Genomic DNA, 16,924 nt, shown 5'->3' with positions numbered 1-16,924 from the left:
GCCTTTTTTGTTGCCGTGCACTAAAAACAAAATTGTGCCGGTAGCTTTTATACAATAAACATAAAAGCTATATGGAATTAATCATCAAAATATTTGGCGAAGGGAAGGATCTGACCATTTACCAAATGAGTGCCAGGGGGCTTGTCATCTACTTTATCACGCTCATCCTTATCCGTATTTCGGGTAGGCGTACCTTTGGTAAACGTTCCGCTTTTGATAATACCATTGTTATAATATTGGGTGCCATATTAAGCAGGGCAGTAGTTGGCGCTTCCGAATTTTTACCCACTGTTGTCTGCAGTTTATGCCTGGTTGTTTTACACCGTTTGCTGGCATGGATCTGCATTTTTAATGAAGGATTTGCCCGTTTACTACGGGGCGAAAGTATGGAGCTTTACAAAAACGGCAAATTTGATTACGACAATATGAAAGCCGGCCTAATCAGCAAAAAAGACCTCATGAGCGATGTTAGATTGCACGGGCAAGCCAACTCATTAACCACTGTTGACGAAATACGCATGGAAACCAGTGGCGAAATAAGTATCGTGAAAAAAGAAAACCGTTAATGCCTTTCGTTACGTCCTTCCAACGGGAATTCGATGACAAACTGGGTGCCTTTGCCTAATTCGCTTTGTACTTTTATACGGCCGCCCAGGCTTTCTACCTGTGTTTTTACCATAAACAGGCCCATGCCTTTACCTTCCACGGTTTTATCAAAACGTTTATACAAGCCAAACAGGTGCTTGGCGTTTTGTACCAGGTCAATGCCTTTGCCATTGTCTTTAATAATAATACAAATCGTATTGCCCGATATTTTGCTGTTGATGGTAATAACCGGCGCTTCATTTACCCGGCGATATTTAATGGCGTTTACAATGAGGTTTTGAAAAATGCTGTGCATATAGCTTTTCAATATCAGCATCTCATCAATAGCGCTAAAATCGTACTGAATATTGGCATTGTTTTTCTGTATCATCTGGCTTATACCGGTCTTAATTTCCTGCACCAGTTCAGTAAATGATACTGTTTCCTTTTTATCATTAAACTGGCTACTGATCTGCAGTACGTTATTCAGATCGACAATAACTTTATCCAGGTTATTTACCGACGAGGATAGCGCCTGTAATACTTCTTTGCCTTCCTCATCGCTGGGGTTAAAGGCTTCCAGGTTTAGCAGTCCCAATATATTGGCCACAGGCGCACGCAGGTTATGCGATACGATATAGGCAAACTGCTCCAGGTCCTTATTGCGTTGTACCAGATCGGCGGTAATGTTATTGCTTGCTTTTTCTTGTTCTTTTTTAGCGGTTATATCTTTAAAGGTGAGTACTATGCCGGCGTCTTCGCGATGCTCGGTAACTACGCTTACCCATTTTACCTCGTACCATAGTGTTGAGCCGTCCGGGTCTTCGTACGTAGTTTCGTAAGTAACAACTTCGCCTTCGGTTACCAGTTTAAGCGCTTTTTTGATCCCGGGTTTCCGCTCGGCGGGGAAATAACGTAAGAGGCTGACACCTGTCTTCAGTTTTTTATTGAACTGTTTTGTCATGGCAGCACTGGCATTGCTGTTAAATGATACCACGTTAAGCCCGGCATCCAACAAAATAATACACAGGTCGGTATTCTCAAAAACCGACCGTAGGTTAGCTTCTGATTGTACCAGCGATTCCTGCGCCAGTTTACGATCTGTAATATCAACGTGAAGCACTACCGCTCCCTTATCATTAGCATTAGCCAGCGGTGCTACAACCAACTGAAACCAACGTTTCCCGCCAGGTAAATTACTGCAGTATTCAATGGTAAATTCATGTATTTGGCCCAATATCACTTCGCGTATACCTTTAGCTATTTTTGCCGCGGTGGCGGAGTCAACAGCGTTGGCTTTTTCGGCAATAGCAATATAACTGTAGCCCACACCGTAGTTGGGCATGCCCAGGTTAGTTAGTAAAGCCGATTTTTTCCACGACTCGTTTACAGCAACTATTTTGCCGGCTTCGTTTAGTAGGGTAATATTGGGGGAAAGAGCATTCAGTATAGCCGCCTGGGTTTCGTAAGCTTTGCGATGTTCTTCTTCCAGCTTAAATTTGTTCAGGGCATTCTCGATAGCGCTTGGCAGACGCTGCGTGCGGTCTTTGAGTATATAGTCCGTGGCGCCTTCCTTCATTACGCTAACCGCATACTCTTCAGACATTGTAGCCGTTATGAGTATAAACGGAATTTTAAGTCCGCTTTGCTTTAATATAGTCAACGCCTCTAACGAATCGAAAGAGGGGAGGGAATGATCGGACAAAATAATATCAGGCTTAAACTCGTTAAGCGCGCGCACAAAATCCGATTTATTATCAACCAGCAATCTGTCAAACAAAATACCCGACTTGGTGAGTACTCTGTTTATTAATTCGGCATCTGTGTAAACATCTTCAAGGTGTAAGATCTTAATTTTCTGTAGAATAGTCATTAGGAATACAAATATTTATACTCAAAAAACTTTAACAACAATTACAGAGGGGGCTGATTTGTCATTAGCCAATAAAGGCCTAGTTCGGCAACTGCTTTGGCAAAACCTTCAAAGTTTACGGGTTTTACAACATAGCTGTTAACGCCTAATTTATAACTGGTTATTATATCTTGTTCTTCTTTTGATGAGGTCATGATCACTACCGGGATACTGCAGGTAGTATCATTGCCTTTAATTTGCCGCAATACCTCAATGCCATCAACCTTAGGCATTTTTATATCCAGCAAAATTACTTTCGGCAGCTTATCATTTGCACGGGCGGCGTAAGCGTTACGGCCAAATATAAAATCAAGCGCCTCGGCACCGTCTTTAACATGGTAAAGCTTGTTAGCCAGGTTTACTTTTTTTAACGAACGGATGGTGAATTCGGCATCATAAACGTTGTCTTCAACTAACAGTATTTCTATATCGTTCATCACTTAGCCCTTTCCTGTTTTTGATACAGCTACTTTTTTGCAAGGCAAGCTAAAATAAAACGTAGCTCCCTTATCAGGTTCAGATTCGGCCCATATTTTGCCGCCATGCTTATCAATAATACGTTTTGACAGGGCCAGACCCACGCCGGTACCCTCAAATTCGTCCTGCCGGTGCAGCCGCTGAAATACACCGAACAGCTTATCGCTATATTGCATATCAAAACCTACGCCATTATCTTTTACGTAGTACGTGTTCTTGCGTTTATCGGGTATTACACCAATTTCTATACTGGGCGATTCTGTTTTTGACGTATATTTTATGGCGTTGCCGATAAGGTTCATCCACACCTGTTTGATCATGGCACTGTCGCCTTCGCAATCCAGCAACTGATGGATGGTTACCTGGTATTTTTGTGGCCCGTTTTCAAACAATTGCCTGAAGCAGGCCTTAACATGCGTGTACATGTTAATGGTATTCACATTGATCTCTTTACGACCGATGCGCGAAAATGACAACAGATCATCAATCAACTGACCCATCAACCGAGCATTATCGCTGATGGTATTGATAATGCGGTTACCTTCGGCGCCAAGCTTATCTTCAAAGTCTTCTTTAAGCATGCTGGCATAGCCGTTAATAGCGCGTAACGGAGTGCGCAAATCATGCGATACCGAGTAGGAGAAGGACTCAAGATCTTTGTTGGCTACTTGTAGTTGGGCCGTGCGCTCGGTCACTTTCTTCTCCAGCGTTTCGTTTAGGTACTGTATCTCCAGCTCGGCAGTTTTACGTTCGGATATATCACGAATGAATACGGACAGACCGGCGGGTGAGGGATAAATATGGTTTTCGTGCCAAAGGTTTAGCGGGGCGTAATAATCCTCCACATAAATATACTCCTGCTCCTTTAACGCACGCTCAAAAGCCTTCGCCGACTCGGACGATGCCGCGTCAGGGAAAAGCTCCCATATGTTTTTGCCCAGCATGGCTTCGGGCGTCTGTTCCATCATTTCGCCTATGCGTTTGTTCGCGTAGGTATAGCGCAGGTCGTTATCCAAAGCAATAAAGCCATCGGTGATACGCTCCAGTATGTTCTCTATCTGCTCGGTTTTGTTTTTAAGTTCCTGCTCGGCAGTTTTACGGTAGGTGATATCTTTAAAATTGCATACTATGGCACCAATGGTGGTATTATCCAGCATATTGGTATACAAACATTCTACCCAAATGTAATGGCCGTTTTTGTGTTTGGTACGATAGGAGGTGAGGATGGGTAACCCGGGTTTTGCGTGCACCTCCTTAAATATATCATTCACCAGTTGGCGGTCGTCAGGATGTATCAGGTCTTCAATTTCCAGTTCTACTCGCTCTGCAGTGCTGTAGCCGTTTATGCGTTCAGAAGATGGGCTACGATAAATAACATTCAGGTCAGCATCTAAAAGCGAGATACCATCATGGCTATTCTCAATGATCTTGCGGAAACGTAGTTCATTAGCGATGATCTTTTCGGTGTTTTCTTTAACGCGTTTTTCCAATTCGGCGTTAATGGCCGCTTTCTTGTCCTCGCGGTTTTTACGTTCGGTAACATCACGTATTATTTTGGCGAAGCCGATAAGGTGCCCTTTGTCATTATACAAAGTGGTGAGTGCCACATGTGCCCAAAATTTCGAGCCGTCTTTACATATCCGCCAGCCCTCAACCTGGTAATTGCCGTTTTTTAAAGCCTGGTTTAAAATATCGCGGGCAATGTTTTTCTTAACGTCTTCGGGTGTGTAAAAAATGGAGATGTGCTTACCAATAACCTCATCAGCAGTGTAGCCTATAATGTTGGTGGCTCCCTGGTTCCAACTCATAATGATGCCGTTAGGGTCTATCATAAATATGCCATGATCCTCCACATTGGCAACAAGCAACTGAAACAGCTTATCATCAAGGCTATTGCTTAATGCTGGTATATTATCCTGGCGCGTCGGCATATTAAAGTATACTTTATGCGGTTAATGGGCAAAAAATGTCGTTATAAAACAAAGTTTCATTGTCCCGTAATAAAGCAGGAGTATGAAATAATAATACAAATTGGTATTACCTCGGTAAGGGGGTGAAAGTAATAGGCCTGATCATTACCTTAAGGTATTTAAAACGGGTTTGCGCCTGTTTTTATAATGTAATTTACTATTCTGATCAGGTATTAAAACAAATCTAATATTCGTTTTTCGCAATTACAATGGTAATTACACTTTAAATTAAATACTGTCCTCGTTTTTACTACCCTTTAGTAAAGCGAATATGGCCATGGCATGCCCGTGCCCTAAATCAAAATCCTGTTTAAGCCAGCTAACAATATCGCCTGCTTTAGTGGTTGCTGTTAGTTTGCCGTTTTGAGTGAAACCTTTCTCTTCGGCCAGCGCCCTGAAATCGGATGCGGTTTTGCCGGTTTTGGTTTTTATGTTTTCTAAATAAGCCTGGAATGACATGTATGTTTATTAACTGGTGTACCGTAAATATAGCCTAAAGTAGTAAAAAACGAAGATTTTATGCAAAAACTAAATTTTGTTAAAAAAATGAACTGTTAAAATTTGTTAAACAATTACGATTATTTCGTAGATTTACGAATTGTTCGTTATGTTTGTTTCAGGTTATTTATTCAATATCACAATAATGAAAGCAAAATTACTTTTTTTAGCGGCGGTGGCTTCAGTGGCTTACAGCGCCAAAGCACAACAGGTTGACACGGCTAAACTGACCGTGCGTTACAAGTTTTCGCACCTGCGCGATACTACAGATCGTACTAAGCCCTATATCGAAAACATGATCCTGTTTTTAGGCCGAAGCGCCAGTGCCTACAAAAGCTACGATCGTAAGATACAGGAAGCCATGATGCGCCAGCAAATGGCACAACAACTGGCCGAGCAAAAAGGATCGGGCCAGGTGCGTATCAATGTGCAAAGCCGCACGCCTACAACCAATACAGAATATTACCAGTTTAACAACGATAAAAAATTTATCCGCAAAGAGCGCCTGATAACGCCATATTTAATTGAAGAACAAATGCCGGCCATTAGCTGGAAGATTAGCACCGATACCGCCACCTTTGGCGGTATGCGCTGCCAGAAAGCTACCGCGCATTTTAAAGGACGGGATTATACCGCATGGTTTGCCCCTGAATTACCTTTCCGCGCCGGCCCATGGAAGTTGAACGGTTTGCCTGGTTTAATACTGGAAGCTTACGATACTAACAAAGAAGTTGTATTTAAATTTGATGGCCTGGAAGAAGCAAAACCATTTGTTAAACCTAAAGAAGAACCCGCAGCACAAGGCATGCCAACTGTACGCATGTTTGGTATGGAAGATGCCAACGAAGACCCTAACGTTATCAAGGTACCGACTGATGCCGTAAAAACATCAGAAAAAGAGTTTGCTAAGCTACAGGATGCTATGCGTAAAGACCCCACAGCTTTTGCACAGGCCGCAATGGCAAGCCAGGGTGTGCGTTTAGGTGGCCCGGGCGGCCCTGGTGGCCCCGGCGGAGGTAATAACATCCGTATACAAAACAGCGGGGGCCCGGTTATCAATAATCCTTTAGAGTTACCCGAGAAAAAATGATAGACCTTGCCAAAGGGGGCAAAGTGTTCATTTTGTGGATGCTGCTGCCCATGCTATGCGTTGCGCAAAACATTAAAGGCACCGTTACCGATAGTTTGGGCAAGCCCGTTGGCTATGCCAGTATTAACCTTAAAAGCGCGGGCAACTTAATTGTTGCCTACGCTACAACGAGCGATAAAGGTGCCTATAGCATAAGCATTCCGGCGGATGTTGATAAAGCGGGCCTGCAGCTGGAGGTAAGTTGCCTGGGTTTTAAAAAACAAACACGATCGGTTAGTAACGTTAATGAGGCTTATAATTTTAAGCTAAGCGCGTCGGTGAATATGCTGCAGGATGTGAAGATCAAAAACACGCGACCTTTTTTGCGTACCAGTGGCGATACTACGAGTTATAAGGTTTCTGACTTTAGTAGTCCGCAGGACAGGGTGATTGGCGATGTGATCAAAAAATTGCCGGGCATTGATGTGGCCAAGGATGGTAAGATAAGCTATAATGGTAAGGCTATATCAAATCTTTATATTGGTGGTGATAACTTACTGGATGACAAGTATAATATAGCTACAAATACTATCCCTAACGGCGTTGTCGACCAGGTGCAGGTGATGGAAAACCATCAGCCTATAAAAATGCTGCAAAACAAGGTAGTTAGCGATGACGTAGCCTTAAATCTCACCATTAAAAAGGACGCCAAAATACAATTGGTAGGGCAGGAGACTGTTGGTGGCGGACTGCCGGGTAACTATTACGGCGAACTGAATGCCATGATGTTCAAGGATAAATACAAAGGCATTAATTATTTGAAAGGCAATAACGTAGGCTTTGATGTAGGTACAGATCTTATAGCCCACAACCGGGCAAACTACCTGTCAAACATTGGAAACGACCAGCCAAGTACGTTATTGTCTTTGGGTACAGCGGGCGATCCTGATCTGCCGCGTAACCGTTACCTGTTCAACCGCTCGGGTTTGTTAAATATGAATAACCTGGTGAACCTGAAAAAAGATGTGCAATTGCGTGCTAACGTATCGTACCTGCATGATGGCCAGCGGCAGGATTATCGTAAAAGCAGCGAGATCTATCTTCCTAACGATACCATCCGCTACGCGGAAACCCAGTACAACCAGCGCCGGCCAGATATACTACGCAGCCAGTTAACACTTAACATGAACCAGAGCAAGTTTTACCTTAACAACAGCCTGCAAACAGATTATGCGCGCAACACGGCTTACTCGGCATTGGTGACCAACGGTGTGCCGGTAAACCAGGTTTTTAAAGATAATTTAACCGATCTGAGTAACGAATTCAACTTTATGAAAACCTTCAAAAACAACAGCATTATGGAGGTTTACAGCTATATCAATCGTTTTACCGAACCTGAGAATAGGATAATAGATCCCGGTTTAAATCCGGATATATTTAATAATAATGTTGGCTATGCGCGCTTAACACAAAATGCTAACGTGCCATCGGTATTTACCAATAACTATTTCTCGTACAAAATACCGGGCCAGTTTATAACCCAGAGCTATAAGGCGGGTTTTAGCATCCAATCACAGTCGTTAACTTCCGATCTTTCGGTAACGCAGTATAATGGCAACACCGCTTTAGTGAGCGATAGCGCGCGTAATAACCTGGATTGGAACCGAAATAAAGTATATGGCGAAGCTTCGATTGATATCCCCGGCAATAAATTAAAGCTAAACATGGCTTTACCTGTAAGCCTGCAGCAGATAGATTATAACGATGAATATTATAAGCTAAAAAGGGGCTTGAACCGCTTGTATTTCGATCCGCGGATTTCCATAAAATACCAAACCGGTATTGAAAACTTTGTAACCCTGAGCTATAATTACCGCAACAATATCGGTGGGATAGAGGATGTGTACCGTGGCTATATACTCACCAACTACAGAAGCCTGTATGCCAATAATGCCGACCTGACCGAACGCAAAAGCCAAACCGCTGTGTTGGGTTACAATTATAAAAGGGCTATTACGCTGTTCTTTTTTAGTGTTAATGCAGCTTATACGCACCAAAACGCTAATAACATTGCAACCAGTGTGGTTACCAATAATATACAACAGCGTGTAGTGTTGCCTTTTGATAATAATATGGATACCTGGATGTTTAACGGCTTTGCCAGCAAGTACTCGTTTAGTATGCGCACCACGTTTACGGCTGGGTTAAGTTATCAAACCACTAAGCTTAACCAAATTCAAAATGGCATTATATTACCTTACAACACCATAACTAAAATGGTTAATGGCAGCGCCGAAAGCAAGCTGAGCGACAAAATGAACTTTAGCTATAAAGCAAATTATAGCCATACTACAAGCCAGTCATCGGCAGTGGCCAACAGCAGCAAGTTTGAACGGCTGGTACAAAGCGCTACGCTGTACTATAACCCGTTGAGTAATCTGTTTACCAGCTTTTCGGTTGATCATTACTACACCCGCCAGCAGCAAAGCAGCGATTTGAAATATATGTTTGCCGACGCTTGTGTGCGCTACAAATTCGTGAAAACTAAGCTGGATATTGAGTTGAGCGCCCAAAACCTGCTTAACACCAAAAACTATACGGCGGTTTATTTGGCGGCCAACGTATTTACCTCAAGCAACTATACCATACCGGGCCGTATTATTTTAGCAAAACTGATGTTCAATATTTAGCAAACGCGCGTTTTGCGCCGAAAAAGAGTGAAAATGTTGCTTTGCGAGTCGGTAAGTAAATAATTGGCAATTGCAACAACATTGCATTTGTTTAAATAATTTCAATGTTAAAACATCAAAATTGAAATAATAAAAATAAAAATGCAATGTTGTTGCAATAATACTAAAATGCAATATTGTTGCAACAAATTATATTTTGAGATCGTTTTACTAATAAAACTAAATCTCAAACACTATGCTAACTTCAAAATTTAATTTGTACAATGACGAGTGGCTCGATGTTGTATTTGCTAACAGAAACAAAGCTTATGGCGCTTACGAACTAAGAAAAAATCATGACAAAGACACGGTGAAGGCATTGGTAATTGCACTTTGTACAATTACCATATCTGCAGCCGCTTATGGTATGGCTATTAGGGTAAAACCGCTGCCCGCTGTTATCCCAACAGACAAGGTAATAGTGGTTGAACTAGCCAAGCCGCCTGTTGAGCGAAAAAAACCTGTAGAACAACCAAAGCCAAAATCAGCAAAACCGGCAGCGCAGCAAACCACTAAAATATTTATAGCGATGAGACCGGTGGAAACTCCGGCGGTAATTGAACCGCCGAAAATCGCTGAGTTAGAAAATGTTGTTATTTCGAACGTTGAATCTAAAGGCACAGAAGGTGGAACAAATGCCGACCCAGGCACCGGAACTGGTACCGGGGGAACAGGTGTAGGCACTGGTGATCCTAACGCGTTACAGCCCTTTGAGACACTGGAAAAAATGCCTGAACCTGTTGGCGGAAACAACGCATGGGCGAAATTTTTACAAAAAAACCTGAAATATCCACCGATGGCTTTAGATGGCGGGGTTAGCGGCAAGGTGTATGTGAGTTTTATTATTGAAAGAGATGGCCATTTATCAAACATTACTTTACTTAGAGGCCCCGGTTACGGAATGGACGAAGAAGCGCTTCGTGTATTGAAAATAGCACCGGCCTGGAAACCTGGTGTTCAAAACGGACAGAGCGTGAGAGTGAAATTTACTATCCCTATTAATTTCTCATTAGGCAATGATTAATTGCTAACCAATGGCAAAGGCGAAAGGTTTATCCATTTATCTTTCGCCTTTTGTTATTTTTGGGCATGCCAAAAATCAACCGCATACATCATATCGCTATCATCAGTTCAAATTATACGGTATCCAAACACTTTTATACCGAAATACTGGGTTTTAAAGCCGTTGCCGAAGTTTATCGGGCTGAGCGCGATTCGTACAAACTTGACCTGGAGGTGGGGGGCTTGTACCAGATAGAGTTGTTTTCATTTCCCGAACCGCCGCCCCGTCCGTCGCGCCCGGAAGCTGCCGGTTTAAGGCACCTGGCTTTTGAGGTTGATAATATTGATGAAGCTATTGTCGATGTAGTAAAATACGGGCTAGCGGTAGAAGCTATACGCGTAGACGAATTTACAGGCAAACGTTTTACCTTTTTTGCCGACCCGGACGGACTACCTATTGAGTTTTACGAACGGTAGGATGGCGGGTATTTTTAAATTCAAACAATTTGATGTAGACCAAAGCGGTTGCGCCATGAAAATTAATACCGATGGGGTATTGATAGGGGCACTGGCAGATGCCACTGATCCACAAAGCATACTAGATATAGGTACAGGCACAGGTGTAATTGCTTTAATGCTAGCGCAGAGGTTTAACAACGCGACTATTGATGCCGTTGAGATAGACGAAGCGGCGGCTAGTACCGCCGAAGGCAATTTTAAAAACTCACCATTTGCCGATAAGCTGAATCTTTATGGAGTTGGTTTTGAAGATTTCTTTAGGCATAATCCGTTAAGGAAATATGATCTGATCGTTTCCAATCCGCCATTTTATATTAATTCGTTGGAATCGCCGGGAGAGAAACGTAATTTGGCTAAGCATGCGGATGCTGTTTTTTTCGAAAAACTGGTCAAGCATTTGGCGGATCATTTAAATACCAATGGCTCATGTTGGTTAGTGTTGCCGCTACAAACTGCGGAACTGGTGAAAGGCATCGCCACGAGTTGTCAATTATATCTGCAAAAAATCATCGGGTTAAAGTCGTACCCGGATTCAGTTCCGCACCGCGAAGTTATTGTATTAAATACCAGTGGCACAAAGCAAGCCGACGAAGAGTTTGTTATTTATTCTGTACAGAAAGTCTATTCTATGGATTATCAACAGATATTAAAGCCTTTCTTTACGATCTTCTAAATAAATTCCAAATTGAATATCCGAAATCCGAAATAAAAAATGATTCGTATAGGCCTCATATCAGATACCCATAGCTACCTTGACGAAGCTGTTTTTAAGCATTTTGAAGAATGTGATGAGATATGGCATGCCGGCGATTTTGGTAATGTTGCCGTGGTAGATACCCTGGCGGGATTTAAACCACTGCGTGGCGTTTATGGTAATATTGACGGGAAGGAAATACGTGCTGAGTACCCCGAAAACCTGCGTTTTAAATGCGAGGAGGTTGATGTTTGGATGACGCACATTGGCGGTTATCCCGACAGGTACGATCTGCGTATCCGCGAAGAGATCTATGCCAACCCGCCTAAATTGTTCATATCAGGGCACTCGCACATTTTAAAAGTAATGTTTGATAAAAAGATAAATTGCCTGCACTTAAATCCCGGTGCTGCCGGTAAACAGGGCTGGCAAAAAGTGCGCACATTAATGCGTTTCAGTATCAATGGCGCGTTGATACAGGACTTGCAGGTGATTGAGTTGGGAGCAAAGTAACGTGAGCCACTGCAATATTTAGGGTGCGCCACTTGTAGAAAATGCGCCAAAAATTGCTAAAAATTAGTTTTCTGATTATCAATAAATTAACGGCTATCCGGCTTGAAATAAAATGACTTATTAGTCTGCGCCACTGTGCGCCGCTTTTTTGTATAAAATGTTAAATATTAGGTAGTTAACAAAAAATGAGTGCGCCATGTGCGCCACTTTAAAATGGCGCACCTATTTATAACAAACCACCTTTGGCCGATCCCATTTCAAATACAGAATCTATAAGTAACTCGCGTTGTTTACCGGCAGCTACCGCCAGTTGGTCACAACGCTCATTTTCGGGATGCCCGTTGTGGCCGCGCACCCAGGTAAATTTGATGTTGTGCAGTTTGCTGATATCTAGATATCTTAACCAAAGGTCTTTATTCTTTTTATCCTTAAAACCCTTTTGCAGCCAACCATAAACCCAGCGTTTTTCGATGGCATCTATCACATATTTAGAATCAGAAAACACTGTTACGTTTTGATTGGGTTTATTGAGCGCTTCCAGGCCCTTAATAACAGCCAGCAGTTCCATGCGGTTATTGGTGGTTTTACGGAAACCTTCAGACAGTTCTTTATAATGATTGCCTGATCGTAGTATCACCCCATATCCGCCCGGTCCCGGGTTACCGCTTGACGCGCCGTCTGTGTAAATTTCTATCATGTTTTAGTCCATAGCCCATGGTCGATAGTCCATAGCATGTGTGGCAAAAATAGAAAATTAATTGATGCGCTTGTGCTTAAGGCGTATGGAATTACCAATAACCACCACATCCGAAAAGGCCATGGTGAGGGCGCCCATCATAGGGTTTAAAAAGCCCAGCGCGGCCACGGGTATGGCTATAATATTGTAAGCGAAGGCCCAAAAAAGGTTTTGCTTTATGGTGATCAAGGTGTGTTTACTTATCTGCAAGAACTTCACAACAGACTGCAGATCAGTATTCAACAACACCACCTGTGCCGATTGGATGGCTATCTGGCTGGCGTCGTTCATAGATACGCCCACGTTGGCGCGGGTTAGGGCAGGGGCATCGTTAATACCGTCGCCTATCATTATAGTTTTACCTTTTTGCTTGTATATGTCTATCACACCCAGCTTTTCGTCGGGTAGCTTTTCGCCGTGTACCTCGGTAATGCCAATAGCTTTGGCCACCTTAAGGCAGCGGTTTTTGCGGTCGCCGCTGAGTAGCACGGGGGTAACGCCCATCTTTTTAAGCTGCGCTACCAGGTTGGCAGCTTCAGGTTTGATGGTATCGTCAATAGCTATCTGCGCCAGTAATACCTGGTTTTGGTAAAGCGATAAGTTGAAATCATCCTCGCCGGCTGTTTTGCCGGTGCCTAAAAAGTAGTTATTGCCCTCAACGTCTTCGGCGCGCATGCCCAGGCCCCGTTCTTCGGTAGCTTGTTTAAGAATGAGTTTGGTTTGGGGTGAGCCGGCCAACCCTGCAACAAGCGAACGGGCAATAGGGTGGTTTGAGCGTTCCTCAATGGCCACAATAATGCCGCGCACCTGCTCGATAGATATATCCGTTTCTACCTTAATATCTTTAATGCTGAACTTTCCGGTAGTTAGAGTTCCGGTTTTGTCAAACACCACAAACTTCGCATCGGCGGCGGCTTCAATGGTATCTCCGCCTTTTATCAATACACCGCTTTTGGCCGCCCTGCCAAGGCCCACCATTACCGCGGTAGGCGTAGCCAAACCCATAGCGCAAGGGCATGATATTACCAGCACGGCAATGGCGTTCATCAGCGAGCGTTGCATACCAACATCAGTTAAAAAGTAAGTAAGCACAAAGGTTAATACAGCTATACCGGTAACTACAGGCACAAATATGGCGGCTACCTTATCGCCAAGTTGTTGCACAGGCGGTTTGGCTGCCTGGGCCTTTTTCATAAGTTCGATGATCTTCGCCAGTATGGTGTTCGAACCTGTTTTGGTAGCTATCATGCGCAGGTTGCCGTGTTGTACAATAGTGCCGCCTATAACCTTGTCGTATTTTTGTTTTTCCACAGGTAAGCTCTCGCCGGTAAGCATAGCTTCGTCAACGGATGCGTTGCCTTCCAGTATATCGCCGTCAACAGGTATCTTGTCGCCCTGGTTTACTAATAGAATATCGCCTGGGCGCAGGTCGCTGGCGTTAACCACTTCAATAGTGCCATCAATCACGCGGTTGGCGCTTACTTGCTGATATTTCACCAGATCCTTAACCGCCGATGTGGTTTGGCTAACGGATCGTTTCTCAAATACATTGCCTAATAACACCAGGGTGATGATGGTAGCACATGTTTCATAAAAAAGGTAGTTCTCGCCAAGGTTTTGCAAGGTACCCGCCAAGCTATATATAAATGCGGAAGTTGAGCCAATAAAGATCAATACATCCATATTAGGCACGCCGCCTTTAACGGAATGAAAAGCGCTTTTGCCAAAATGCAGGCAGCCCACAGCAAATACCGGCAGGCATAGTAATAACTGAACCAATGGCGAATGCAGAAAGTGCCAAGGCAACACCATATGCAGCAACAACGGGGCGGTGAACAGGACGCAAAAGATAAATTTGTTCTCTATTTTTTCATAAAATTTTGGCTGGTGATTGGTAGCACCGTCAATTACCCGAAAGCCTAATTGCTCAATACCTTTAATGATATCCGGCAGCGGTATGGCGTTGTTTTGGTTGGAGAACTTTACCTCTTCGCCTGCAAAGTCTACAATGATGTTTTGCAGCCCTTTCTTTTCCAGCAGTTTATGTACACTAAGCGCGCAGTTGTTGCAATGCATGCCTGTAACGTTCAATTCAACCAGTTGCTCTGTCATAGTTAAACAAAGGTACCGCATTATTTAGAGTGGTTCTAAATGTGTGAGTCGGTTAAATGTAATTTTAAAAAATATCTTGCAGTTTGCGTTCAAATTTATACATTTGCACTCCCAACACGGTAGGTATAGCTCAGTTGGTTAGAGCATCGGTTTGTGGTACCGAGGGTCGTCGGTTCGAGCCCGATTACTTACCCTTAACGCCCCTCATGAAAATGAGGGGCGTTTTTTTACACTCAAATATCAACAAAAAAAAAGGCAAACCACCGGCCTGCCTCTTCTTCAATTTATTCCAGTTTCTTTAAATGGTAATTATTTTGGCCGAAAACTTACCTTCTGTAATTGTGCCGGTTTGATTTGCAGGTGTGGCGCCGGTAAATTGAAAAGTCCCCGAAACGACATCGGCAGAAAATTTGGTTATGGTAACTTTACCGCTTGTGCCCAGATAAGTGTGGTCATAGTCTGACACGGTTGAATAGGTAAGAATAGCATTATCCACCACTACATCAAACGTGCCTTCCTTAACATTTTGCACACTGATATTAAGTATTTGAGTGCCGTCTGTGCCAAGTATTTGTATCGTGTTCTGATTTTGGGTTTTATAGTGCGTAGCCAGCACATTGCTGTATTTTAGTGCTGTGCCATTAAATTTAAATGTCATACCGGCGGTAGCGCTGTTGCCGTCGGGATCTGTGCTGCTATCCCTTTTACACGCCGTAAAGGCCAGCATAAAAAGTGCTAATAATAAAAGAAAAGGTTTTAGGGTTTTCATATGCGTAATTTTCTTCCAATGTAGAGATTTTTTTTAAAAGTTATATTTATCAGCAATGTAATAGCTTGTTTATTAACTTCATTAATTTATTGATATGCAATTAATAGAAACAAAGCTTTTGCGTTAACGTTGCTTTATAACACAGTAACATCAATACCATGAAAAACGGATTTATCATATTGGCCCTGGCTTGCGTTGTGGCCGGCTGCCGTTCTAACGATCCCGCCCCAGGCGCCAATCCACCTGCCGAATTAGGTAAATATACCATCGTACCCGCATTCCCCAATATAGCCGCGATCAATAGCCCGGTTGAACTGACCGCGCCTAACGATGGTACTAACCGCATTTTTGTGGTATCGGTAAAAGGCACAATACAGGTATTTGCTAATGATGCCGCTGCAAGCTCTAAAAGTACTTTTTTAGATATAAGTAGTAAGGTTACGGCAAGTGGCGAGATGGGTTTGTTAGGGCTGGCTTTTAGTCCGGATTATAAAACCAACGGCTATTTTTATGTGAATTATGTGCGTCGTAATCCCGGTATTGAAACGGTAATAGCGCGCTATAAAGTAAACGCCGGTAATCCTAATCAAGCCGATGTAGCCAGCGAAGAGATACTGCTCACATTCTCGCAACCGTTTGAAAATCATAAAGGCGGCAAACTGGCCTTTGGTAACGATGGTTATCTATACATAGCCACCGGTGATGGTGGTAGCGCGGGCGACCCTAACCGAAACGGGCAAAACAGAAATACCCTGCTAGGTAAAATACTACGTATAGATGTAAACAATCGTGGTACCGGTACCGCCTATGCTATCCCCGGCGATAATCCGTTTAAGGGCGTAGCAAACACCCGCGAGGAGATATATGCTTATGGCCTGCGTAACCCATGGCGTTTTAGCTTTGATAAAACAACAGGTTTGCTTTGGGCTGCCGATGTTGGACAGGACAAAACCGAAGAAATAGATATCATAGAAAAAGGCGGCAACTATGGCTGGGTAACCATGGAAGGTAATGATTGCTACAGTGGCAATTGCGATAAAAACGGCCTCGCGTTACCCATTTATACCTATGACCATACCGTGGGTAAAAGCATAACCGGTGGCTATGTATCTCGTGACAAGAACCTGCCGGGACTTACAGGACGATATATTTATGGTGATTTTGTTTCGGGTAACATATGGGCGCTAACAAGCGCGGGCAAGCAAACTACAGCTAATGACCTTATCGGGAAGGTTAACGGCGGTACCTTGTCATCTTTTGGCGAAGACAGCAACGGCGGTTTGTATATTTTGAATTATAGCGACGGCAAAATATACAAGTTTGTTGCATCTCAATAACT

Annotated in this window: 15 protein-coding genes and 1 tRNA gene; 9 read left to right on the top strand and 7 right to left on the bottom strand. The window is 43.3% G+C overall.

Features of this window, described 5'->3' with window-relative positions; all coding sequences use genetic code 11:
* The first annotated feature begins 71 nt into the window (after positions 1–71).
* Complete coding sequence (locus tag AC59JT_RS08860) at positions 72–566, top strand: DUF421 domain-containing protein (protein WP_497397883.1); 495 nt, start codon at positions 72–74, stop codon at positions 564–566.
* On the opposite strand, the gene AC59JT_RS08855 is transcribed toward AC59JT_RS08860, so the two are convergent.
* The 4 genes from AC59JT_RS08855 to AC59JT_RS08840 form a co-directional block, all read right to left on the bottom strand.
* Positions 563–2,458 carry a PAS domain-containing sensor histidine kinase gene (locus AC59JT_RS08855; RefSeq protein WP_497397881.1) on the bottom strand — a complete coding sequence of 632 codons (1,896 nt, stop codon included), beginning with the start codon at positions 2,456–2,458 and terminating at the stop codon, positions 563–565. The genes AC59JT_RS08860 and AC59JT_RS08855 overlap by 4 nt on opposite strands.
* 41 nt (positions 2,459–2,499) lie before the next feature.
* The gene (locus tag AC59JT_RS08850; RefSeq protein ID WP_497397879.1) at positions 2,500–2,934 is read right to left on the bottom strand and encodes a response regulator; all 435 of its coding nucleotides are present in this window, start codon (positions 2,932–2,934) and stop codon (positions 2,500–2,502) included.
* Between the two features lie 3 nt (positions 2,935–2,937).
* The gene (locus AC59JT_RS08845) at positions 2,938–4,905 is read right to left on the bottom strand and encodes a PAS domain-containing sensor histidine kinase (RefSeq protein WP_497397877.1); all 1,968 of its coding nucleotides are present in this window, start codon (positions 4,903–4,905) and stop codon (positions 2,938–2,940) included.
* A 267-nt stretch (positions 4,906–5,172) separates the two neighbouring features.
* A complete protein-coding gene (locus AC59JT_RS08840; RefSeq protein WP_497397875.1) occupies positions 5,173–5,403 on the bottom strand; it encodes a DUF4287 domain-containing protein in 231 nt (76 codons plus the stop codon).
* Positions 5,404–5,587: 184 nt separating this feature from the next.
* Between AC59JT_RS08840 and AC59JT_RS08835 the strand changes: the two genes are divergently transcribed.
* From AC59JT_RS08835 to AC59JT_RS08810, 6 genes are all read left to right on the top strand, one after another.
* Positions 5,588–6,532, top strand: a complete 945-nt coding sequence (locus AC59JT_RS08835; RefSeq protein ID WP_497397873.1) for a GLPGLI family protein — start codon at positions 5,588–5,590, stop codon at positions 6,530–6,532.
* Positions 6,529–9,201, top strand: coding sequence for a TonB-dependent receptor (locus tag AC59JT_RS08830; protein WP_497397871.1), 2,673 nt, complete (start codon positions 6,529–6,531; stop codon positions 9,199–9,201). The genes AC59JT_RS08835 and AC59JT_RS08830 overlap by 4 nt, the downstream gene beginning before the upstream one ends.
* A gap of 235 nt (positions 9,202–9,436) precedes the next feature.
* A complete protein-coding gene (locus AC59JT_RS08825; protein WP_497397869.1) occupies positions 9,437–10,264 on the top strand; it encodes an energy transducer TonB in 828 nt (275 codons plus the stop codon).
* Between the two features lie 65 nt (positions 10,265–10,329).
* On the top strand, positions 10,330–10,719 hold the full coding sequence (gene gloA2 / locus AC59JT_RS08820) for an SMU1112c/YaeR family gloxylase I-like metalloprotein (protein ID WP_497397867.1): 390 nt from the start codon (positions 10,330–10,332) through the stop codon (positions 10,717–10,719).
* A gap of 55 nt (positions 10,720–10,774) precedes the next feature.
* The gene (locus AC59JT_RS08815) at positions 10,775–11,434 is read left to right on the top strand and encodes a tRNA1(Val) (adenine(37)-N6)-methyltransferase (RefSeq protein WP_497397865.1); all 660 of its coding nucleotides are present in this window, start codon (positions 10,775–10,777) and stop codon (positions 11,432–11,434) included.
* Between the two features lie 39 nt (positions 11,435–11,473).
* Positions 11,474–11,968, top strand: coding sequence for a metallophosphoesterase family protein (locus AC59JT_RS08810; protein ID WP_497397864.1), 495 nt, complete (start codon positions 11,474–11,476; stop codon positions 11,966–11,968).
* 226 nt (positions 11,969–12,194) lie between these two features.
* On the opposite strand, the gene rnhA is transcribed toward AC59JT_RS08810, so the two are convergent.
* Together rnhA and AC59JT_RS08800 are read right to left on the bottom strand one after the other, a co-directional pair.
* A complete protein-coding gene (rnhA, locus tag AC59JT_RS08805) occupies positions 12,195–12,665 on the bottom strand; it encodes a ribonuclease HI (protein WP_497397862.1) in 471 nt (156 codons plus the stop codon).
* 57 nt (positions 12,666–12,722) lie between these two features.
* Complete coding sequence (locus tag AC59JT_RS08800; protein WP_497397860.1) at positions 12,723–14,816, bottom strand: heavy metal translocating P-type ATPase; 2,094 nt, start codon at positions 14,814–14,816, stop codon at positions 12,723–12,725.
* A 119-nt stretch (positions 14,817–14,935) separates the two neighbouring features.
* On the opposite strand from AC59JT_RS08800, the gene AC59JT_RS08795 reads away from it, so the two are divergent.
* A tRNA-His gene (locus AC59JT_RS08795) sits at positions 14,936–15,009 on the top strand.
* Positions 15,010–15,114: 105 nt separating this feature from the next.
* Here the strand turns inward: AC59JT_RS08795 and AC59JT_RS08790 are convergent.
* On the bottom strand, positions 15,115–15,585 hold the full coding sequence (locus tag AC59JT_RS08790) for a DUF6252 domain-containing protein (protein ID WP_497397858.1): 471 nt from the start codon (positions 15,583–15,585) through the stop codon (positions 15,115–15,117).
* Between the two features lie 158 nt (positions 15,586–15,743).
* Between AC59JT_RS08790 and AC59JT_RS08785 the strand changes: the two genes are divergently transcribed.
* Positions 15,744–16,922 (top strand): PQQ-dependent sugar dehydrogenase, encoded by a 1,179-nt coding sequence (locus AC59JT_RS08785; protein WP_497397857.1) that lies wholly within the window; start codon positions 15,744–15,746, stop codon positions 16,920–16,922.
* Positions 16,923–16,924: the final 2 nt, after the last annotated feature.

The sequence above is a fragment of the Mucilaginibacter sp. A3364 genome, from assembly GCF_059690715.1.
This window is presented reverse-complemented; position numbering and strand designations above follow the sequence as displayed.

What these genes read in the sequence shown, in the direction of transcription:
- AC59JT_RS08845 (WP_497397877.1), bottom strand. Translation starts at nt 4,905, where the DNA reads ATGCCGACGCGCCAGGATAATATACCAGCATTAAGCAATAGCCTTGAT.
- AC59JT_RS08840 (WP_497397875.1), bottom strand. Translation starts at nt 5,403, where the DNA reads ATGTCATTCCAGGCTTATTTAGAAAACATAAAAACCAAAACCGGCAAA.
- AC59JT_RS08790 (WP_497397858.1), bottom strand. Translation starts at nt 15,585, where the DNA reads ATGAAAACCCTAAAACCTTTTCTTTTATTATTAGCACTTTTTATGCTG.
- rnhA (WP_497397862.1), bottom strand. Translation starts at nt 12,665, where the DNA reads ATGATAGAAATTTACACAGACGGCGCGTCAAGCGGTAACCCGGGACCG.
- AC59JT_RS08800 (WP_497397860.1), bottom strand. Translation starts at nt 14,816, where the DNA reads ATGACAGAGCAACTGGTTGAATTGAACGTTACAGGCATGCATTGCAAC.
- AC59JT_RS08825 (WP_497397869.1), top strand. Translation starts at nt 9,437, where the DNA reads ATGCTAACTTCAAAATTTAATTTGTACAATGACGAGTGGCTCGATGTT.
- AC59JT_RS08860 (WP_497397883.1), top strand. Translation starts at nt 72, where the DNA reads ATGGAATTAATCATCAAAATATTTGGCGAAGGGAAGGATCTGACCATT.
- gloA2 (WP_497397867.1), top strand. Translation starts at nt 10,330, where the DNA reads ATGCCAAAAATCAACCGCATACATCATATCGCTATCATCAGTTCAAAT.
- AC59JT_RS08815 (WP_497397865.1), top strand. Translation starts at nt 10,775, where the DNA reads ATGAAAATTAATACCGATGGGGTATTGATAGGGGCACTGGCAGATGCC.
- AC59JT_RS08830 (WP_497397871.1), top strand. Translation starts at nt 6,529, where the DNA reads ATGATAGACCTTGCCAAAGGGGGCAAAGTGTTCATTTTGTGGATGCTG.
- AC59JT_RS08810 (WP_497397864.1), top strand. Translation starts at nt 11,474, where the DNA reads ATGATTCGTATAGGCCTCATATCAGATACCCATAGCTACCTTGACGAA.
- AC59JT_RS08785 (WP_497397857.1), top strand. Translation starts at nt 15,744, where the DNA reads ATGAAAAACGGATTTATCATATTGGCCCTGGCTTGCGTTGTGGCCGGC.
- AC59JT_RS08835 (WP_497397873.1), top strand. Translation starts at nt 5,588, where the DNA reads ATGAAAGCAAAATTACTTTTTTTAGCGGCGGTGGCTTCAGTGGCTTAC.
- AC59JT_RS08855 (WP_497397881.1), bottom strand. Translation starts at nt 2,458, where the DNA reads ATGACTATTCTACAGAAAATTAAGATCTTACACCTTGAAGATGTTTAC.
- AC59JT_RS08850 (WP_497397879.1), bottom strand. Translation starts at nt 2,934, where the DNA reads ATGAACGATATAGAAATACTGTTAGTTGAAGACAACGTTTATGATGCC.